We start from the raw sequence: 19,106 nt of genomic DNA, 5'->3' as shown, positions 1-19,106 counted from the left end.
CGTTGATCACCGTTGATAAACAAGATGCGATAACACTCAAAATTAACCATGCAATGGCGAAGACCAAAAAGCTCGACATGGACGTTTATCTATTCATTCCCGGTGAACTCGGACTCACTCCCGAAGTACTTTCTGAAAGTGCCTTTTTCTACAGCTCAATTACTCAAAAGCGCGCCTACTACAGTGACAAGACACTGTTACCTTTGGTACACAGTCGCTTGGCAAAACGTGGACGCTTATCAACGACACAGTATCGTGTGAGTTTGAGTTTGTTCGCATATCAATATGTTATTGCTTTAGATAAAGCCGTGAGCAGTTTAAATAAGACTGATAGTGACGACGTAACAGCGGATGAGGTTGATGAAGTCATTGAGCTCGCGTTAGACATCTTGAAGAAGCTTCGCCGAAGTATTCCTTATGAAGAAAACCTCAAACGCTACTACGCAAACATTGATAACTATCTTTCTTGGTACACAGAGCAAAAATTCTTATCTCTGGTCTCTCATATGCCGCGTGGCAGTGAGTACTCGACGATAAAAGAGCGACTCTTAACGCTGTGTGACAAAGAGACAGCCCATCGTAAACTTAATCGCTATAACTCAGCCAAAGTTCGTGAAGACGTAACGCGCCTGAGTAACAAGATGCGACTGCTGCGACGTTTGATAGAACACCCTATCGTACTCAAGGAGAGGACCACCTCCATGGGTAAAAACGTTAAGCGTGCCGTTAAAGGTATTGCGACAGGCTTAGTCATGGTGGTGGTGACGACAACCGTCATATTGGCTCGTGATTTTCTAGGAGAGATTACCGCTTCTTTCATCGTGTCGATGTCATTTATCTACGCACTGCGTGAAATATTTAAAGATGACTTGAGAGACATCCTTTGGCGTTGGCTTCGTAAAGGCAAACCCAAGTGGAAGCGTCGCTACTTTGACCCAACAACCAATAAATCTGTCGGCCACAAGCTTGAATGGTTGGACTATGCGAACTTTTCCAAGTTAGCTGACCGTATTCAATCAATACGCAAGAAACGTGTCGTTCAGCGTGAAGAGCAAGTCTTGCACTATCGTTCACATACCGAGATGTCGACGTCAACATTCATGAGTGGTTACGAGGAGACTCGTGAAACGTTATCGATCAGCCTGAGAGCGCTGACACGCTTGATGGACAAGGGGTCAAATAACGTATATCGCCTGAATGAAGGGCAAGTAAGCCGTGAGTCTGTCGAAAAGCGTCACCTGCTCAACCTGATCATTAAAGAGAACAATCACGATACTGAACCGACCTATTACCGTTGGAAAATCGTAATGAACCGTTCAAAGATCGTTGATATCGAGCAAATCACCCAAGAGTCATAGCGTTGTTACGGTATGTGGACACTAGATTCACATACCGCTCTTCCACTTGTTCTACGAATGCCTTCAGTTGAACTATGATCTTCAGATTTAGATTCCGACCAACCTTATACTTCCGAGCTATTTTCTAGAAGGAACTTTCTTAATCGAAAGCGTTAGCGTGAACTCCGCCATTGGTTCATCGCCATGCAAAGACGGACATGTCGCGATTATGGTCACGGGTTGATTCACACGCTCGCCAGTAGACATAGTTTCAGCCAGCATAGTGTTGATCAGCTCACCATCGTTACAAGTGAAGTGTACGTCACCTTCCGGGCGCTTCAAGAAGTTACCTGTCACCTCTTTAAATGCCAACGAGATCTTTTCGCCTTGCTGCTGGGATTTACTCATTGCAAGAAAGCCCCCCGCCACATCAGCACCTACTGCTAACACACCAAAGTACATGCTATTGAGGTGGTTCTTAGTTCGTCTTTTGAGAGGAATTTTCACTTCAACATGTTGATTATCCAGCGCGAGCAGTTTTGGTCGGCATAGCCAGATCAGAGGCACTTTGAAAAAGCCAAACATGCTCAAGTAGAAATTTGCTTTTTGTAGAGGGGTCAACATTCGAGTTACCTAGTCAAATAAGTCATCAGACCAGTTAATCGATTAGCGCTCGAGATGTCAAAAAAATGTTACAAAAAAGAGATATCATCGCATAATGATATCTCTTTCATTCTCAAAGCTTTATTGCTTTAAATAAACTCATACAGCAAGTTGATTTATTTAGACAATAAGCTGGTCTATGCAGTAACGACTGTCTCAACACCGTCAAGATCAGCGATAAAGCCTTGTAGACGCGGGTAGTCCACCAAGCCTTGAGTCACAAGCAGGACGGGCTTCTTCGCGTTCAGCGTTGCTTTAACAATCATACTCAACAAGGTAATAACCGCCTCGTTTTGTGGATCAAAAGCATGTTGCTGAGCTTCATTGTGCTTGTCTACGCCTAAAGTGAAAGACGCTAAGCTATCAACGTTCACTACAACACCATCAAAGTAATGCAGCAATCTTTCGCTCAGTAGCACTGCAGACGGCACATCGCACGAGAACAGTACTTTCAAACCATTAAGGCCTCGCGGTAAGCCTTGCTCTGCAAGCAAATCAATAATCTTAGCGGCATCGCTTAATGCTCGTACATACGGTACAACCACTTCAACGTTAATACCCTGCTCTCGCAACGCTTTAATTACCTGACACTCTAAAGCGAATGCTTTGCTGTACTCTGATGTTGCATAACGAGCAACCCCTCGAACACCTAGTGCCGGGTTTATCTCTTCGGCTTCACAACTACCACCAAGTAGTGAACGGAAGCCATAGCTGTCAGCATTACTTAACGCGATACGAACAGAGGTATGATTTGGCTGAACGGCAGCTTGGATGGCAATCACTAAGGTCGAAACAAAATGCTCATCGACTGTTTTATCGCCAAGGATCGCATCTAAAGAGGTTTTTTCGATATCAGTCAGTGTATCTAAGTGACTTTCAATACTTGGGTGATAGAAGATACGATCCATAACCAATTCAGATAATGAAACGTATAAGTGGTTAGAATTATTATTATCGTTGTAAGAAGGCAGCACATCACCTAAGACTAGTTCTGGGTGCAAAGTGCTTTGATTTTCTTGAGTCATTGCTGCTCCAGCATTTTTATGTTGTGTTCAAACGAAAATACCGATAGCTGCCTGTTAATACAAGTGAAAATCCCTTATTTGACGCTGGCCTGCTGATAAAAATAAGAATATTAGCAATAACAGAGATAACTTTGACTTAAGAGAGTTTATTCCTCTGTTCAATTCCGTTATCTTAACCACTTCGCAATAGAATAAAAAAGCCATCACATGCCATTAAAAACTGATGAGTTGAGAACCCAAGCTCTGGGTCCTATGCCAACTCCTGCCGAACTAGGCAATGCACATCCTATTACTGACGACGTTGCTGAGCGCATTAAAAATTCTCGCCGCCAAATCGAAGATATTCTAACAGGTCGTGATAACCGCCTATTAGTTATCGTAGGCCCTTGCTCTGTTCACGATACAGAAGCGGCACTTGATTACGCTGAGCGTCTAAGTCAGATTCAAGACCAGTACAAAGATGAACTGTTCGTTGTAATGAGAACCTACTTCGAGAAACCTCGTACTGTTGTAGGTTGGAAGGGTTTGATTACCGATCCTAACCTTGATGGGTCATATGCACTTGAAACAGGCTTGAACAAAGCTCGTAAACTTCTACTAGATATCAATAAGCTTGGCCTAGCTACCGCGACTGAATTCCTTGATATGATCACCGGTCAGTACATTGCAGACCTTATCACTTGGGGCGCAATTGGCGCTCGTACGACTGAATCTCAGATTCACCGTGAAATGGCTTCTGCACTGTCTTGCCCAGTTGGTTTCAAGAACGCAACTAACGGCAACATCAAAATTGCTATTGATGCGATTCGTGCTGCGCATGCATCACACTACTTCTACTCTCCAGATAAGAACGGCCGTATGACGGTTTACCGTACTTCTGGCAACCCATACGGTCACGTAATTCTACGTGGTGGTGATAAAGGCCCTAACTTTGATGCTGAATCTGTAGATAACGCATGTAAGCAACTGGCTGAATTCGATCTACCTCAACGTTTGGTTGTAGACTTTAGCCACGCTAACTGTCAGAAACAGCACCGTAAACAGTTAGAAGTTGCACAAGACATTTGTGAGCAAATCAAATCTAACAAGAATCAAATTGCAGGCATCATGGCAGAAAGCTTCATTGTTGAAGGTAACCAGCCAATGACAGATATCAACAACCTAGAATACGGCAAGTCTATTACTGACCCATGCCTAAGCTGGGAAGATACTGCAACAATGCTAGATATGCTTGCAACAGCAATTAAAGATAGAAACTTAGCTTAAGGAAACAACACAATGCCATCATTTGACATTATCTCTGAAGTAGAAGCAGTAGAACTGCGTAACGCGGTAGACAACGCAAACCGTGAACTGTCGACTCGTTTCGATTTTCGCGGCGTTGAAGCAAGCTTTGATTACAAAGATGAATCAGTAAAATTGACTGCTCAAGACGATTTTCAACTGAAGCAAATGCGCGATATCCTTCGTAGCAACCTGACAAAGCGTAATGTTGATCCTAACGCGATGGAAGCGAAATCGGCAGACCAAACAGGTCGCACTTGGCACCAAACGGTTATCTTTAAGCAAGGTATCGAAACGGATGTCGCTAAGAAAATCGTTAAGCTAATCAAAGACAACAAAGTTAAGGTTCAAGCTTCTATCCAAGGCGACAAAGTTCGTGTAACCGGTAAGAAGCGTGATGACCTACAAGCTGTTATGGCTCTAGTTCGCAGCGGTGAACTTGGTCAACCTTTCCAGTTTGACAACTTCCGCGACTAATTTTTGAGTTTGAGCGACCGCTTACTTTGGGTTGCTCATTCATCAGCACAATGTCGTCGTGTTCGAAATAGCAAAAAGCCACTTCTTTGGGAAGTGGCTTTTTATTTATCGGGTCGTCTTATTCAGCGTCTCTAGCCGATTTCAAACAACTAGAAAGTGCTCACTTCAACTAAAATCTATCAACTCAACTGAGCACTTTGGCAACAGACAGTTTAAGGTCTTTGCCGGCCAGTAAATTGAACTCAACACTCGCTGGTGGAATAAAGACACACACTCGCAATTTCTCGGCCCTCGCTTGCTCAAGCTTGGTCGACAGCTCTCCACTGTCAGCATAACCTTCTCTTTCTGCGTCTCGGCGGCACAGGTCAACAAATTCAAATGGACAATCGCTCGGTGAAAGCACTAACTCTGCTTCTTGCATCAAACGTAGGGCCTTCATAGGCAATAACTCAACGTCTTGCTCAAATTCGATCCAAGTTACCTGACCTTCACTATCAACTTGCTCAGTCAGCGACTGTTGATAATACGATTCAAGTTGCTCCCTATCCGTCACTTGATTGATAAAACTGGATGACAAAAAGCGTTCCCAGAATTTACGGCGTTCATCAACAGTAGGAAAGGACTCCTTAATCGAATTGCGTTTTGATGCACCAAAGTCCGCAATCAAACCTATGTTTTGTGGCAATACCGTTTCGAGTTTTTCTCTAATATTTCTCACCAAAACAGGTGATGCGCCCCCACTTGAGATCGCAATTTGGATTCTTCCGCGATTTATCATTGAGGGAGTGATGAAGTCACAATAGGGTAAGTCATCGACCACATTGACAAGAATACCCATTTTTTTTGCATCATTATGTACTTGATGATTTAGGTTTGGGTTGTCTGTTGTTGCCCACACTTGTAAGTAGTTTTTCGAGATAAGTTGTGAAGAGTAAAAATTTTGAATCCAATGTAATTTATTATCATCGACAAGCTGCTTTAAGTAAGGCTCTACCTTTGGGGACACTAACGTGACATCCGCCCCAGCTCTTAACAAGCTATCGACTTTTCGGCAAGCAACCTCACCCCCACCTACCACTAAGATCGGCTTATTTTCTACATCTAAAAACATTGGGAAATAACGCATGTTCTTCCTTGAGTTGACTTCAATAACTATTCAGCCATGCTACCAAATTTGGAGCATATTAATAACTATCCAAGTGCAATAAAAATATTTATTCACCAAATTTCAATCTTTCTGAAGTTTAATGTTTCATCATTGTGACATTGATTCAGAATATTAACCTAGTCAATTGTCAATATAAAAATCTAAATCTCGTTGCACCAACAGTGTGAAGCGCTGCACTATTTACATTAAGTTAACATTTGGTCATTCTAATTGTGTTCGGATTTGTGATTTCATTCAAAATTCTTTTTAAATTATACATTTGTGAAAGTACGGATCCTTTCCTAACCTTATAAATAGTTGTTTAAATCGCACACAGTTTCATTTGCAAAATGCAACCAGTTTGATTTGAGTAACAAGGTCATAGAAAACGCAACACATATAGAAAAACTCAAATGAGCACGAGTATCAGGTGTCACCTGGTTAACAAGGAAGGATACAAATGACAAATAAACTAACACTTCTTGCTTCAGTAGTAGCTGCATCAACTGCGATGATGGCAACATCAGCATCAGCGGCAGAAAGCACTCTGGACAAAGTCACATCTCAAGGTTTTCTAACTTGTGGTGTAAGTACCGGTCTTCCAGGGTTCTCTAACCCTAACTCAAAAGGTGAATGGGAAGGAATTGATGTTGAGTATTGTCAAGCTCTTGCAGCGGCTGTACTCGGTGACAAAACTAAAGTTAAGTATGTACCTCTTACTGCTAAAGAACGTTTTACCGCGCTTCAATCTGGCGAAATCGACGTACTATCTCGTAACACAACATGGACACTACATCGTGACACTGCTCTAGGTCTGAACTTCGTAGGCGTTAACTACTACGACGGTCAAGGCTTCATGGTTAAGAAAGAACTAGGTCTTACAAGTGCTCAAGAACTTGATGGCGCTTCTGTATGTGTTCAATCAGGTACAACAACTGAACTTAACCTAGCCGATTACTTCCGAAACAGTGGCATGTCTTACAAGCCAGTGGTATTCGATACGGCAGCACAAACATCTAAAGGTTTCGACGCGGGTCGTTGTGATGTGCTAACGACTGACCAATCTGGTCTATACGCACTTCGCCTAAACTTAGCTGATCCTAAATCTGCACAGGTACTTCCTGAAATCATCTCTAAAGAGCCATTAGGCCCTGTTGTTCGTCAAGATGATGACAAGTGGTTCAACGTTGCTAAATGGACACTTTCAGCAATGATTAACGCGGAAGAGTACGGTATCTCGTCTAAGAATGCTGACGAAATGCTTAAGTCAAAAGATCCAAACATCAAACGTATTCTTGGTGTTGACGGTCCTAAAGGCAAAGGCCTTGGTATTCGTGACGATTGGGGTTACCAAGTCATTAAACAAGTTGGTAACTACGGTGAGAGCTTCGAACGTACTGTTGGTACAGGTTCACCACTACAGATCTCTCGTGGCGTAAACGCACTATGGAATGCGGGCGGCTTTATGTACGCTCCACCAATCCGTTAATAAATTTACAAGCATCAATTAGGGCGGACTTTTCCGCCCTATTTATTAAATGGATTTGAGGTTATAGCAGTATGAAACCTAATGAAACTATTTCTCCAGCTCAGGCAAAGCCACAGCCCAAAAGTGCCAACCTGTTTTACAACCCCACTTTTCGCTCAATTGTTTTCCAAATTATCGCCGTCGGGGCGCTTTGTGCTTTCTTTTACACGATTGTAAATAATGCACTCACTAACTTAGATTCCCGTGGTATCGCCACTGGTTTTGATTTTTTATCCCAAGAAGCTGGTTTTGGTATCGGCTTAACACTGATTGAATACGACGAAACATTCTCATACGGTCGTACCTTCTTTATTGGTCTTCTCAATACCGCTTTGGTTTCTGTACTCGGCATCATGTTAGCCACGGTACTGGGCTTTAGTATGGGTATTGCAAGGCTCTCTTCAAATTGGTTAGTTAGCCGATTTGCAGCTATTTATATTGAGATATTCCGAAACATCCCTCTTCTGTTGCAAATCTTTTTCTGGTATTTCGCCGTTCTACAAGCCTTACCTTCTGCTCGTCAAAGTATGAGCCTTGGTGAAGCCATTTTCTTGAACGTACGTGGTTTGTACTTCCCTGCACCAGTGTTAGAGCAAGGCAGTAGTATTGTGATCGCATCATTGATTACGGGTGTCATCGCTACTTTTGTTATCAACATATGGGCTAATAACAAGCAAAAGCTAACCGGCCAACAAACACCAATGTTGCGAATTGCTGCGGCACTGATTGTGGGCTTACCATTGGTAACTTACTTTGTTATGGGCATGCCTATCTCTGCGGAGTACCCTGTTTTGAAAGGGTTTAACTTCAAAGGCGGTATTAGCATCATCCCTGAACTGGCTGCGTTGATGCTTGCTTTAAGTATCTACACTGCAGCGTTCATCGCCGAGATTGTGCGTTCAGGTATTAACGCGGTAAACCATGGGCAAACAGAGGCTGCGATGTCTCTAGGTCTCCCTAGAACACGAACCCTCAAGTTGGTGATTATTCCACAAGCATTAAGAATCATCATTCCACCATTAACCAGTCAGTATTTGAATCTGACCAAAAACTCATCACTTGCGATGGCCATTGGTTATCCCGATCTTGTGTCTGTATTTGCAGGAACAACATTGAACCAAACTGGACAAGCTATCGAAGTAATCGCGATGACAATGGGCGTCTACCTGACTCTAAGCCTATTAACATCCGCTCTAATGAACATATACAACCGCAAAGTAGCGTTGGTGGAGAGATAAGATGAGTACACATCAATTTCAACCTGATCTTCCGCCTCCAGCGAATACTGTTGGACCTGTCGGTTGGTTAAGAAAAAATCTATTTAATGGACCAATTAACAGTGTCGTCACTGTGGTCCTTGGTTATTTTGCTTTCACTTTATTGTGGGCAATAGCAGATTGGGCATTCATTAATGCTGATTGGATTGGAACAACACGCGATGCCTGTACTAGCGACGGTGCTTGTTGGGTTTTCATTAGTGTTCGTTGGGACCAATTCATGTACGGCTTTTATCCAGAAGCTGAACTGTGGCGCCCTCGCCTTTTCTACGCAACGTTAGCTATTTTTGTCGTTTTGTTAGCTTACGAAAAAACACCTAAGCGCACGTGGATTTGGTTGTTCTTCGTAAACATCTACCCGTTTATCATTGCTGGCTTATTATACGGTGGTGTATTTGGACTAGAGGTTGTTGATACCCATAAATGGGGCGGTCTACTGGTTACGCTGATCATAGCACTTGTTGGTATTGTAGTGTCACTTCCTATTGGCGTTGCATTGGCACTTGGGCGTCGTTCAGAGATGCCGATCATCCGCAGTATGTGTACCGTTTACATCGAAATTTGGCGTGGTGTACCGCTGATTACGGTTCTGTTTATGGCCTCGGTAATGCTTCCACTCTTTTTATCTGAAGGGATGGAAACCGATAAACTGATCAGAGCGTTGGTTGGGGTAGTACTATTTAGTGCTGCTTATATGGCAGAGGTAATCCGCGGTGGTTTACAAGCAATACCAAAAGGTCAATACGAAGCCGCTGATGCTTTAGGGTTGAGCTACTGGAAAAAAACAGGGCTTATCATTCTACCTCAAGCTCTTAAAATCACAATTCCTTCAATTGTGAATACCTTTATTGGTTTGTTCAAAGATACCAGTCTGGTTTTAATTATCGGTATGTTTGATGTATTGGGAATTGGCCAAGCCGCGAATACCGATCCTGAATGGCTTGGTTTCTCCACAGAAAGTTATGTATTTGTCGCGTTAGTGTTCTGGGTGTTTTGTTTTGGCATGTCGAGATACTCGATTTGGCTAGAAAACAGACTTCACACCGGTCACAAACGATAATTAACAAGATCAAGGACGTATTATGACGCAGCAAACAGAAAACAACTCTCAAGGTCTTATGATCGAGTTAAAAGACATGAACAAGTGGTACGGTGAGTTCCACGTTCTTAAAAACATCAATTTGGAAGTTAGAAAAGGTGAGAAAATTGTAATTTGTGGCCCTTCCGGTTCAGGTAAATCCACGATGATTCGCTGTATCAACCGGTTAGAAGAGCACCAAAAAGGTCATATCTTTGTATCCGGTAATGAGCTGACGGAAGACCTGAAAAACATTGAAGCCGTGCGCCGCGATGTGGGTATGTGTTTCCAGCATTTCAACTTGTTCCCTCACCTAACGGTATTGGAAAACTGCACCCTAGCACCAATCTGGGTGAAGAAGATGCCGAAAGAGGAAGCTGAAGCCATCGCGATGAAATTCCTCGAGCGTGTAAAAATACCAGAGCAAGCCGATAAATTCCCAGGCCAACTGTCTGGTGGTCAACAACAACGAGTAGCAATTGCTCGTTCTTTATGTATGAACCCGCAAGTCATGTTGTTTGATGAACCAACATCGGCACTCGACCCGGAAATGGTTCGTGAAGTACTAGACGTTATGGTTGAGCTTGCCGAAGAAGGCATGACGATGTTGTGTGTAACGCACGAGATGGGTTTTGCTAAAGAAGTTGCCGACCGCGTTATCTTTATGGATGCAGGTGAAATCATAGAAGAGAACAACCCTGTCGACTTCTTTGAAAACCCACAATCGGACAGAACGCAGAACTTCTTGAGCCAAATCTTGCACCATTAATGTGTTATGATGCATAAACTATAGAGGCGGCTTAGGTCGCCTCTTTATTTTTCAAGGTTATAGTTAGTTTTTCAAAGGTTATAAATCATTAACCAGTAACTATAAAAGTTTGAACATCGAGTATTAGCGACACTTTATACGTCATTAGAAACACTTTGTTACACCTTAAGAAACACTTAACCGACTATTTTGATTATTATTTTAGGTATACAAAAGGAATGAAAGACTTGATTTTTCGAACTTTCAGCCCCATAAATGTACTAATAACTATTGAAGTCACCTTACGAGGAAGATTATGAACAGCCCTATGTTTTCACGCACAGCATCTCAAGAAAGTGCTCTGCAAACCAATAAAGTGTTGCGTAACACCTACGCACTACTGTCTATGACACTACTTTGGTCTGCTGTAGTAGCAGGCGTATCTATGGCGATGAACCTTCCTCGCCCTGGTCTTATCATTATGCTAGTTGGTTTCTACGGCCTACTGTTCCTAACAGAAAAGAACCGTGACAACAGCATGGGTCTAGTCTTCACATTCCTATTTACAGGTTTCTTAGGCTACACCATTGGTCCAATCTTAAACATGTACGTTGGCGCAGGTATGGGTGATGTCATCCTTACTGCACTTGGTGGTACAGCATTAGCATTTATGGGTGCATCAGCTTACGCACTGACGACTAAACGTGACCTTTCATTCCTTAACGGTATGCTAATGGCTGGTTTTGTTGTTCTGCTAGTAGGGATGGTTGCAAACATCTTCCTACAAATGCCTCTACTGTCTTTAGCGATGAGCGGTATGTTCATCCTATTCTCGACTGGTGTTATTTTGCTAACAACGCAAAGCATCATCCGCGGCGGTGAAACAAACTACATCTCAGCAACGATTAGCTTGTATGTTTCTATCTACAACATTTTCATCAGCCTACTAAGCATCTTAGGTATTATGAACAGCAACGACTAATCATAGTTCGTTCAAATTTGAGCCCAAGAGCCTGTCTCTTGGGCTTTTTTGTATCTATAGTTGCAATCTTCCTAGAGATAACGACGATATTTCTTGAGAAAGGCAAACGTGGTCATGTACCCTATTTACTGAGTTAAACTGATTCTGGACTAAACATGTTTGAATATAATGGCAAACAAATTGAAACCGACGCTCAAGGCTACCTATTGGACTACACACAATGGGAAGAAGATATGATTGAGATTCTTGCTCAAGACGAGGCGATTGAACTGACTGATGCGCACTTAGAAGTGGTACATTTTGTAAGAAGCTTTTACGAAGAATTCAAAACCTCTCCGGCTGTTCGTATGCTCGTTAAAGCGATGGAAAAAGCGCACGGCCCAGAGAAAGGTAACAGTAAGTACCTATTCAAATTGTTCAAGAAAGGCCCCGCTAAACAAGCAACCAAGCTCGCAGGTTTACCTAAACCAGCAAAATGCTTATAACGCTTAAACAACTTTAGGTTACTCTCAAGGTAAAAAGGCAAATACTGTAGTGCGCTAGCTACAGTATTTTAAACTCATCTATACGTACATCCTGTCGCTCACTTTCTTTAACTCGATGCATCACTACTTGGTCTACTGTCGCACTCGAAGGGCCAATATTGAGCCATGCGTGGAACTTCTCTATTTCCTTACCCTTTCCGACAGCTAACACTTCAACTCGGCCATCATTTAGGTTCTTTGCATAGCCTGAAATGCCCAGAGCTTGTGCCTGCCTACTGGTGTGATAGCGAAAACCAACACACTGAACTACGCCTGATACGACAAAAATATATTGTGAACTTTCCATAACGTTGCCTCATAAATTGTATGAATGATATAGTTGCGACTCTATTCATTCACCGCTTATTGGTGGACTTACTTCGAGTATAACGATTATGAAAGAAATCCCATTTCGTTGGATTGACAAATATCTCATTCACCTAAAAATCCAAGAAAAGTTCTATCTACTCTTCTTATTACCTCTTCTCGCCCTGGTTATATTAACTCTTGTTTTAGATAGCGCCGCAGATTCTTTACTTGCTCATCTTTATCAAGAAGAAATGCTCTTGATGAAAGGACTTATCGAAGCGGGTCAACTGACGAAAGATCAAGTTGCTCAACTTGTCAGTAATTCTGAAACCATCTCTTTAGGCTATGGTGTTGGTTCCGTCTCAGTTATGAACGGTGCATTCAGCTTGGTTGCGAACCATGACCAAAACTTATGGTCAGCTCTATCTACGACTCAGGTTTCAATTATCGCAGTAACCCTAACGCTGATCGCGCTAGGTGTTTACTACATCATGACTTTCATCGGCGGCGCAATGTTCTCTATGAACAAAGCGTTAAGCACGCTAGCGAGTGGTGATCTCACCTGTCGTATGAACTACTTCCTTGTTCGTGATGAGTTCAGTGAAATCGCAATTACTATTGATAAAGTAGCAGAACGTGAACAAAACATGGTTCTATCAATCCAAGAGTCTGTCGCACTCATGCAGCAGATCAGTTCTGACTTAAACCAGTCGACACAACAGAGCTCAGACATCTCGGGTAACCAACAAGAACACCTGAATAGTTTAGCAAGTGCAACGGAACAAATGGCAGCTACGATTCGTGAAGTCGCTACCCTTGCTCATGAGTCTAGCTCTCAAACTATGGACGCTCGCGGTGTTGCACAGAGTGGCCAAGTAAAAGTTTCAAATACATTAGAATCTATCTCAAGCCTATCTCAAGAAATTCAATCAGCTTCGCAAGCGGTAGAAGAGCTTGATGCTAACGCAGCGCAAATTGATGAAGTGGTCGCAACCATCAATGGCATCTCTGAACAAACTAACCTATTAGCCCTGAATGCTGCCATTGAGGCTGCACGTGCTGGCGAGCAAGGTCGTGGATTTGCTGTTGTTGCCGATGAAGTCCGTGCCCTTGCCGGCCGTACTCAACAAGCAACGGTTGAAATCCAGAGCATGATCGAATCATTACAACGTAACAGCCAATCACTGACAAAATTGATGGAAGTGACTGTTAGCAATGCTAACGAAGGTCAAACATTGATGTCGGAAGTAAACGTTGAGATTGGATCGTTAGCTGAAAAGAACCAATCTATTTCTGATAGCAGCACTCAAATTGCTACTGCTGCTGAAGAGCAAGGTGTTGTTGCTGACAACATTGCACAAAGTGTTGAAGAGATTCGTCATCAATCAGATAACATCTGTGAAATGATCAGCAAGAGCAATTCCAATGTTGATCAACTGCGTAAGCAGAGCGACACAATGGAAGAATTGCTGACAGGCTTAAAGGCTTAATACTGATATCTGACCGCTGAGGTATTAATCATAGCTGTCTTACCCAATGACAGCTTATTCATTAAAAAACGTTATTAGGGCTGCTTCTGCAGCCCTTTCCTATTTGCTTTTCAACTGGACTTCCCCGACAATACCCCTCCTTCAAATTCAACAAACAGAGTAAATTATGACTCCTTCAATTCATCTAGCTAAAGGCCGTGACAAATCACTACGCCGCAAACACCCTTGGGTATTTTCACGCGGTATCGATAAAGTCGAAGGCGAGCCACAATCAGGTGAAACTGTAGACGTATATACTCAAAATGGTCAATGGCTCGCAAAAGCAGCTTACTCACCAGAATCTCAAATTCGCGCTCGTGTTTGGACGTTTGAAAAGGAAGAAATCAATAAAGCGTTTTTCATCAAAAGATTTAAAGACGCACAATCACTACGTGAAGATATCATCGAACGTGACGGCCTAACGGGATACCGATTAACGGCGGCTGAATCTGACGGCCTGCCAGGTATTACTATCGACAAATACCAAGACTTCTTAGTTTGCCAACTACTGAGCGCTGGCGCAGAGTTCAACAAGAGCATTATCGTTGAAGCGTTAGTTGAGTGCTTCCCTGAGTGTAATATTTACGAACGCTCTGACGTAGCAGTTCGTAAAAAAGAGGGCTTAGAACAGGTTGTTGGTGTACTTCACGGTGAAGAGCCACCTAAGTCAGTAGTCATTGAAGAAAACGGCGTGAAGATCAGCGTGAACATCATGGAAGGCCATAAAACTGGCTTCTACATGGACCAACGTGATAGCCGCAAAGAGTCTATGAAGTACGTTAAAGGCAAAGATGTCCTCAACTGTTTTTCATACACTGGCGGTTTTGGCCTTTACGCGCTTAAAGGCGACGCGAAGCGTGTGATCAACGCAGACGTATCGCAGTTGGCTCTTGATACAGCTAAGTTCAACGCTGAACTGAATGAGTTTGATATCTCGAAAAAGCGTGCTGTATTCCTAAACGCTGACGTATTCAAACTACTTCGCGAATACCGTGACCAGGGCACTAAGTTTGACGTAGTGATCATGGATCCACCAAAGTTCGTTTCAAGCAAAAACAACCTAACTTCTGGTGCTAACGGCTATAAAGACGTTAACATGCTAGCGATGCAAATCCTTAAACCAGGTGGAACCCTACTCACCTACTCTTGTTCAGGTTTAATGGGTGCTGACTTATTCCAAAAAATCATTGCTGATGCCGCTCTAGATGCAGGTCGAACGGTTAAGTTTGTAGAGCGCTTCGAGCAAGCTGCCGATCACTTAATTGATACAGCTTACCCAGAAGGTTTCTACCTGAAAGGTTTTGCATGTAAGGTGCTTTAATTTTAGTGCTTTAGAGTCTAGTTTTCATAGCCAAATAGACGTAATAAAAAGGTTCATCGCGGATTCACGGGAACTAATAACAAAAACGGTAGTAAGTGATATGGTTTAGTCGCCAAACAAAAATCATACACAAACTACCGTTTTCATGCTGAATCATACTTTCCTATCTTCATTCTGAGAAGGCTTTCAAATAGTAAAGTCTCATCAGACATCATCACTGATTAACCTGATTTTTAAACCTAACTCTGAGGCTAAATACCTTTGTGGCCTTGGAGCCGAAGCTATCCATGAATATCAATGGCGCCATGAAAAAGAAGCTATGTTGATCGGTGTTCCTGTTGAACTTTCCGTTCAAACACGAAGAATTAAGTGTTGTGACTGCGGTATAAAAACAGAATCTCTATCTTGGTTGGAGCCTTCTGCTCGTATAACGAAGCGCCTCAAAAGCTATATAGAACAACTACCTCTTCATGACGAAAGAAGCGGCTTTCCCCGGAAAGCCGCGATGAAACTTAAAAAAGGGCCTTTCGGCTCTTTTTCTAATACTTTAAATTAGTCCACTTGAAGTATATTCAAAATTGCTAACATGTCAGATTGAGAATAGTGTCCATCAGGTTGTTCTGTAAACTCATTGAACTGAGTTGCAGCATGATCAAGCACAATGGTTTGATTTTCAGAGCCAAATGGGATTGTTAAGGTAAGATCTTCCCCATCAATTGAAACATCAATCTTTGACAGTAAATCATTCATGTCAGAACTTCCGGTATCAGACACAAGCTCGGACAAATCGATATTATCACTATCACGATTAAAGTCAGTAATCACATCTTCTTGGTTATCTAATGAGTCATCAACCCATTTGAAGATGTCATCACCTTCTCCGCCAGTAAGAATATCATTACCCGTTCCGCCAATAAGAATATCATTACCCGAACCGCCAACTAATGTATCGCTACCAACACCGCCTCTCAAAACATCATCGCCAATACCACCATCTAAATAATCATCACCATTACCACCATAAATTAAGTCGATACCTTCTTGACCATAAACACTATCACTACCATCGCCAGCATGAGCTGCATCGACATGCGCAGAAGGGCTATAGCCACTAACAAATGAGTCGAGGTCGTGTTCATTCAGTTTTGAGGCATCTGAACCAGCTGCAAACTGATTTTTCTCAACAATAGCAGCTTGATAAGCTGATGGGGTTTCATCAAAACCAGGGGTATGACTCTCGCCAAGCATTATTGTGTCATTACCATTACCAGAAGCAACATGGTCATTACCCGCTTGACTATCAATAATATTAGCATCACCAATATCATAACGAACAGGCGTTAAGCCTGGCGACTGCACCCAACCCGATGTGATCTGATCATTAAAATCACCGGTCAAAATAAGATCACTATCAGAGGTAATAGGGGAAGTGTTAACACCTTCTTTAGCAATTACAAAATCAATAACTGCCGGTACTGATTTAGCTGAACTATCGTTAGAGGCTTCAAGCGCAATCGAAGAAACTGTCAATGAAAAAGAGCCTATCATCGCCTTATCAAATGCAAGTTTAGCGACTTGTAATTGCTCAGTAGTAAGTGTGATCTTACCATCAATTGGTGTAAGAAGTACCCCTCCGACATAGATATAACCACGTAGAGGAATATTACCAATTTCATAACTTAACGACTCAGAACCGTCAATATCAACTAATGAACCATTAATATACTCGACAAGTTCAATATGAGTTTGTGGGTCGGAATTTCCAGCTTGAACTCCATCGTGTTCTACTATTTTAATATCATCAATAAGAACGCCACGGCCTTGTCTATTATCTACCCCAGACTCAATCAGTTGAATATTGGTAATATCATCAGATCCCATAAAACTAAACTGAACTTCATTCCAATTTAGTGAATTATCACCTATGCCTGAAGCACTCCAAGTTCCCACAACAATACCATCAACAACAACATCAAACGAATTAACCGAAGCTCCATAGCCGGGTCTAGGTGCGACATCAAGCGTAATCGTGTACAGTTTTCCTGAAGTTGTATCAAGATTTGTTTGTATACCACTAGCATTAGCAAAATTTTCAGAGCTGTTTAGTTCAACAATATTCTGCCCTTCCGATGCATTAACCGTGATATAACGACCATTACCAGTCAGCATTTGAGACCCATTAACCCAAACTTCAATCGATTCAGCCCCCGAGGCAGGCTTCCAAGCTCCAACTTGACTATAAAACCCTTGACCATTGACTCCTGTTTCAAACCCTGAATCGAAAACAACTTTACTTTCTTCCAGCGGTTCAATCGTTGGAATATCAGCTACAGCCTCAACTTTGATATTAAGGCTAGCACTAGCACCAGTATTCGTCGTGTACTCAATAGCTGGCACATCCCCACTCCAATGAGATATTGGAGTAAATACATAATCACCATTAGATTCAATCACAATTGAACCAATCCCACTCAGTGTCAAAGCATTGCCAGCCATCGAAATTTGACCATCGACACGGAAACTATCAACTGTGAGTATATCGTCTTGATCATAATCATTAGTCAAGACATTGCCTGTAGCGCTCTGCTCTTCTTTTACAAAGCTTGTATCCGAATCGAGAGCTGGCGCATCATTAACTTTACTAACAAAGACAGTTACTTTTGCTGTGCTTGACCCACCATTATTATCAGAAACTGTATAAGTAAATGTAGCCTCTCCGCTATAGTTCTCTGCTGGCTCAAAAATGATTTTACCCGTTATAGGGTCAATAGACGCTCTTCCATTATTTTCATCTTGTACACTAATAATGCTTAACACATCGCCATCAGGATCTGTGTCATTACCTAATAGTGTTTCTGGATCAATTATTAGCGCGACATCTTCTACGGTACTTAACTCATCATTTAATGTAGGAGCGTCCAACAATGGAGTAAACGCACCAATCAGATTACCGTCTTCATCATACTGGCCAATGTCAATATCAAGTACAGCGTTACCGCCTTGGTCCCAATAAACAATTTCTATGGTGTGATAACCAGCATCAGTAATTTCAAAAACATCATGAATTCGTTCTGTTGGTGATTGGTTACGGTTCACTTCAGCAACGACAACTCTATCAATTACGATTGAATAACCGTCGTCAGCATTCACCTTAAGCGCAAATTCCCCTTCATCTAAATAAATTGCCCCAGTTAAATTGAACACCCCATCGGTTGTTCCGTTAGGAACATTGCCAGAAATACTATCCGCGTCGTCACCTAAGAAGTCTCTTAATTGCGTATCATCATCGACTCCACTCGTCACGCTCAAGGAGTAATCAAGATCCGTTGCTGTAAAAGTGACATCTGGATCACCAGCGTTAATCACTGAAAGGGCAACCGCTACACTGCTCACTTGACTATTGTGTCCGTAATAAGCGCCTGATAAACCTTGAGTATGTGTGTATGTATCGTCGTTGGCGCTCGGCGAAATCAACATGCTCAGCGTGCTTTCCGCACCTAGGTTGCCCGCCACGTCGGTGTAGCTTTCATCGCTCACGCTCACGATCGGGGTCTCGTTACCACTTTGCGTGAATGTCGCTGTCCAGGTGTCGCCATTGACTTGCGTTAGCCCGCTCAGCGTACCGCCGGCTACCGTGATGTCTTCTGCCGCGAAACCTTCTACCGATTCGCTGAACTGGAACGTGATGGTTGTTGCTTCGCCTGCCGATAGATAGGTGTCCGCTGCTGTGATTATCACTGTCGGACCTAAAACATCGACCGTATGCGTTGAAGAACCGGTGCTGGTCACTGGGTTGCCCGCGCCGTCCGTAGACGCCACGTTCACATCGAACGCTGTGTCCGCAGCCAGGTCTTCACCCGCCACATTCACCGTCCAG

16 protein-coding genes are annotated in these 19,106 nt (G+C 42.7%); 11 read left to right on the top strand and 5 right to left on the bottom strand.

Annotation, left to right across the window (positions count from 1 at the left end):
- Positions 1-2 precede the first annotated feature (2 nt).
- The gene (locus L3V33_RS11360; RefSeq protein WP_017077207.1) at positions 3-1,358 is read left to right on the top strand and encodes a hypothetical protein; all 1,356 of its coding nucleotides are present in this window, start codon (positions 3-5) and stop codon (positions 1,356-1,358) included.
- 117 nt (positions 1,359-1,475) lie between these two features.
- On the opposite strand, the gene L3V33_RS11355 is transcribed toward L3V33_RS11360, so the two are convergent.
- Both L3V33_RS11355 and L3V33_RS11350 read right to left on the bottom strand, forming a co-directional pair.
- Positions 1,476-1,961 (bottom strand): DUF4442 domain-containing protein, encoded by a 486-nt coding sequence (locus L3V33_RS11355; protein ID WP_017082222.1) that lies wholly within the window; start codon positions 1,959-1,961, stop codon positions 1,476-1,478.
- A gap of 176 nt (positions 1,962-2,137) precedes the next feature.
- A complete protein-coding gene (locus L3V33_RS11350; protein ID WP_171312409.1) occupies positions 2,138-3,025 on the bottom strand; it encodes a putative PEP-binding protein in 888 nt (295 codons plus the stop codon).
- 207 nt (positions 3,026-3,232) lie between these two features.
- Between L3V33_RS11350 and L3V33_RS11345 the strand changes: the two genes are divergently transcribed.
- Entirely contained in the window at positions 3,233-4,291 is a 1,059-nt protein-coding gene (locus tag L3V33_RS11345) for a 3-deoxy-7-phosphoheptulonate synthase (RefSeq protein WP_017077204.1), read from the top strand.
- A gap of 12 nt (positions 4,292-4,303) precedes the next feature.
- Positions 4,304-4,786 (top strand): YajQ family cyclic di-GMP-binding protein, encoded by a 483-nt coding sequence (locus tag L3V33_RS11340; protein ID WP_114633587.1) that lies wholly within the window; start codon positions 4,304-4,306, stop codon positions 4,784-4,786.
- 184 nt (positions 4,787-4,970) lie between these two features.
- Here L3V33_RS11340 and L3V33_RS11335 read toward each other — a convergent pair whose 3' ends face one another.
- Positions 4,971-5,912 carry a bifunctional precorrin-2 dehydrogenase/sirohydrochlorin ferrochelatase gene (locus tag L3V33_RS11335; protein WP_017082223.1) on the bottom strand — a complete coding sequence of 314 codons (942 nt, stop codon included), beginning with the start codon at positions 5,910-5,912 and terminating at the stop codon, positions 4,971-4,973.
- Positions 5,913-6,393: 481 nt separating this feature from the next.
- Between L3V33_RS11335 and L3V33_RS11330 the strand changes: the two genes are divergently transcribed.
- The 6 genes from L3V33_RS11330 (at position 6,394) to L3V33_RS11305 (ending at position 12,031) form a co-directional block, all read left to right on the top strand.
- Entirely contained in the window at positions 6,394-7,422 is a 1,029-nt protein-coding gene (locus tag L3V33_RS11330; protein ID WP_004733634.1) for an amino acid ABC transporter substrate-binding protein, read from the top strand.
- A gap of 71 nt (positions 7,423-7,493) precedes the next feature.
- Positions 7,494-8,699 carry an amino acid ABC transporter permease gene (locus tag L3V33_RS11325; RefSeq protein ID WP_054547706.1) on the top strand — a complete coding sequence of 402 codons (1,206 nt, stop codon included), beginning with the start codon at positions 7,494-7,496 and terminating at the stop codon, positions 8,697-8,699.
- A gap of 1 nt (position 8,700) precedes the next feature.
- Positions 8,701-9,798, top strand: coding sequence for an amino acid ABC transporter permease (locus tag L3V33_RS11320; protein WP_004733636.1), 1,098 nt, complete (start codon positions 8,701-8,703; stop codon positions 9,796-9,798).
- Positions 9,799-9,820: 22 nt separating this feature from the next.
- On the top strand, positions 9,821-10,585 hold the full coding sequence (locus L3V33_RS11315; RefSeq protein ID WP_004733637.1) for an amino acid ABC transporter ATP-binding protein: 765 nt from the start codon (positions 9,821-9,823) through the stop codon (positions 10,583-10,585).
- A gap of 295 nt (positions 10,586-10,880) precedes the next feature.
- The gene (locus L3V33_RS11310) at positions 10,881-11,546 is read left to right on the top strand and encodes a Bax inhibitor-1/YccA family protein (protein ID WP_016767698.1); all 666 of its coding nucleotides are present in this window, start codon (positions 10,881-10,883) and stop codon (positions 11,544-11,546) included.
- A 155-nt stretch (positions 11,547-11,701) separates the two neighbouring features.
- A complete protein-coding gene (locus tag L3V33_RS11305) occupies positions 11,702-12,031 on the top strand; it encodes a TusE/DsrC/DsvC family sulfur relay protein (protein ID WP_237290402.1) in 330 nt (109 codons plus the stop codon).
- Between the two features lie 58 nt (positions 12,032-12,089).
- On the opposite strand, the gene yccX is transcribed toward L3V33_RS11305, so the two are convergent.
- On the bottom strand, positions 12,090-12,377 hold the full coding sequence (yccX, locus tag L3V33_RS11300; RefSeq protein WP_171308305.1) for an acylphosphatase: 288 nt from the start codon (positions 12,375-12,377) through the stop codon (positions 12,090-12,092).
- Between the two features lie 88 nt (positions 12,378-12,465).
- Between yccX and L3V33_RS11295 the strand changes: the two genes are divergently transcribed.
- Together L3V33_RS11295 and L3V33_RS11290 are read left to right on the top strand one after the other, a co-directional pair.
- Positions 12,466-13,869: a methyl-accepting chemotaxis protein gene (locus L3V33_RS11295; RefSeq protein WP_237290401.1), complete on the top strand. Its 1,404-nt coding sequence runs from the start codon at positions 12,466-12,468 to the stop codon at positions 13,867-13,869.
- 166 nt (positions 13,870-14,035) lie between these two features.
- On the top strand, positions 14,036-15,229 hold the full coding sequence (locus L3V33_RS11290) for a class I SAM-dependent methyltransferase (RefSeq protein ID WP_017074243.1): 1,194 nt from the start codon (positions 14,036-14,038) through the stop codon (positions 15,227-15,229).
- Between the two features lie 552 nt (positions 15,230-15,781).
- On the opposite strand, the gene L3V33_RS23210 is transcribed toward L3V33_RS11290, so the two are convergent.
- Complete coding sequence (locus L3V33_RS23210; protein ID WP_346730224.1) at positions 15,782-19,093, bottom strand: tandem-95 repeat protein; 3,312 nt, start codon at positions 19,091-19,093, stop codon at positions 15,782-15,784.
- Positions 19,094-19,106: the final 13 nt, after the last annotated feature.

The sequence above is a fragment of the Vibrio sp. A2-1 genome, from assembly GCF_021728355.1.
GTDB lineage: Bacteria > Pseudomonadota > Gammaproteobacteria > Enterobacterales > Vibrionaceae > Vibrio > Vibrio splendidus_K.
This window is presented reverse-complemented; position numbering and strand designations above follow the sequence as displayed.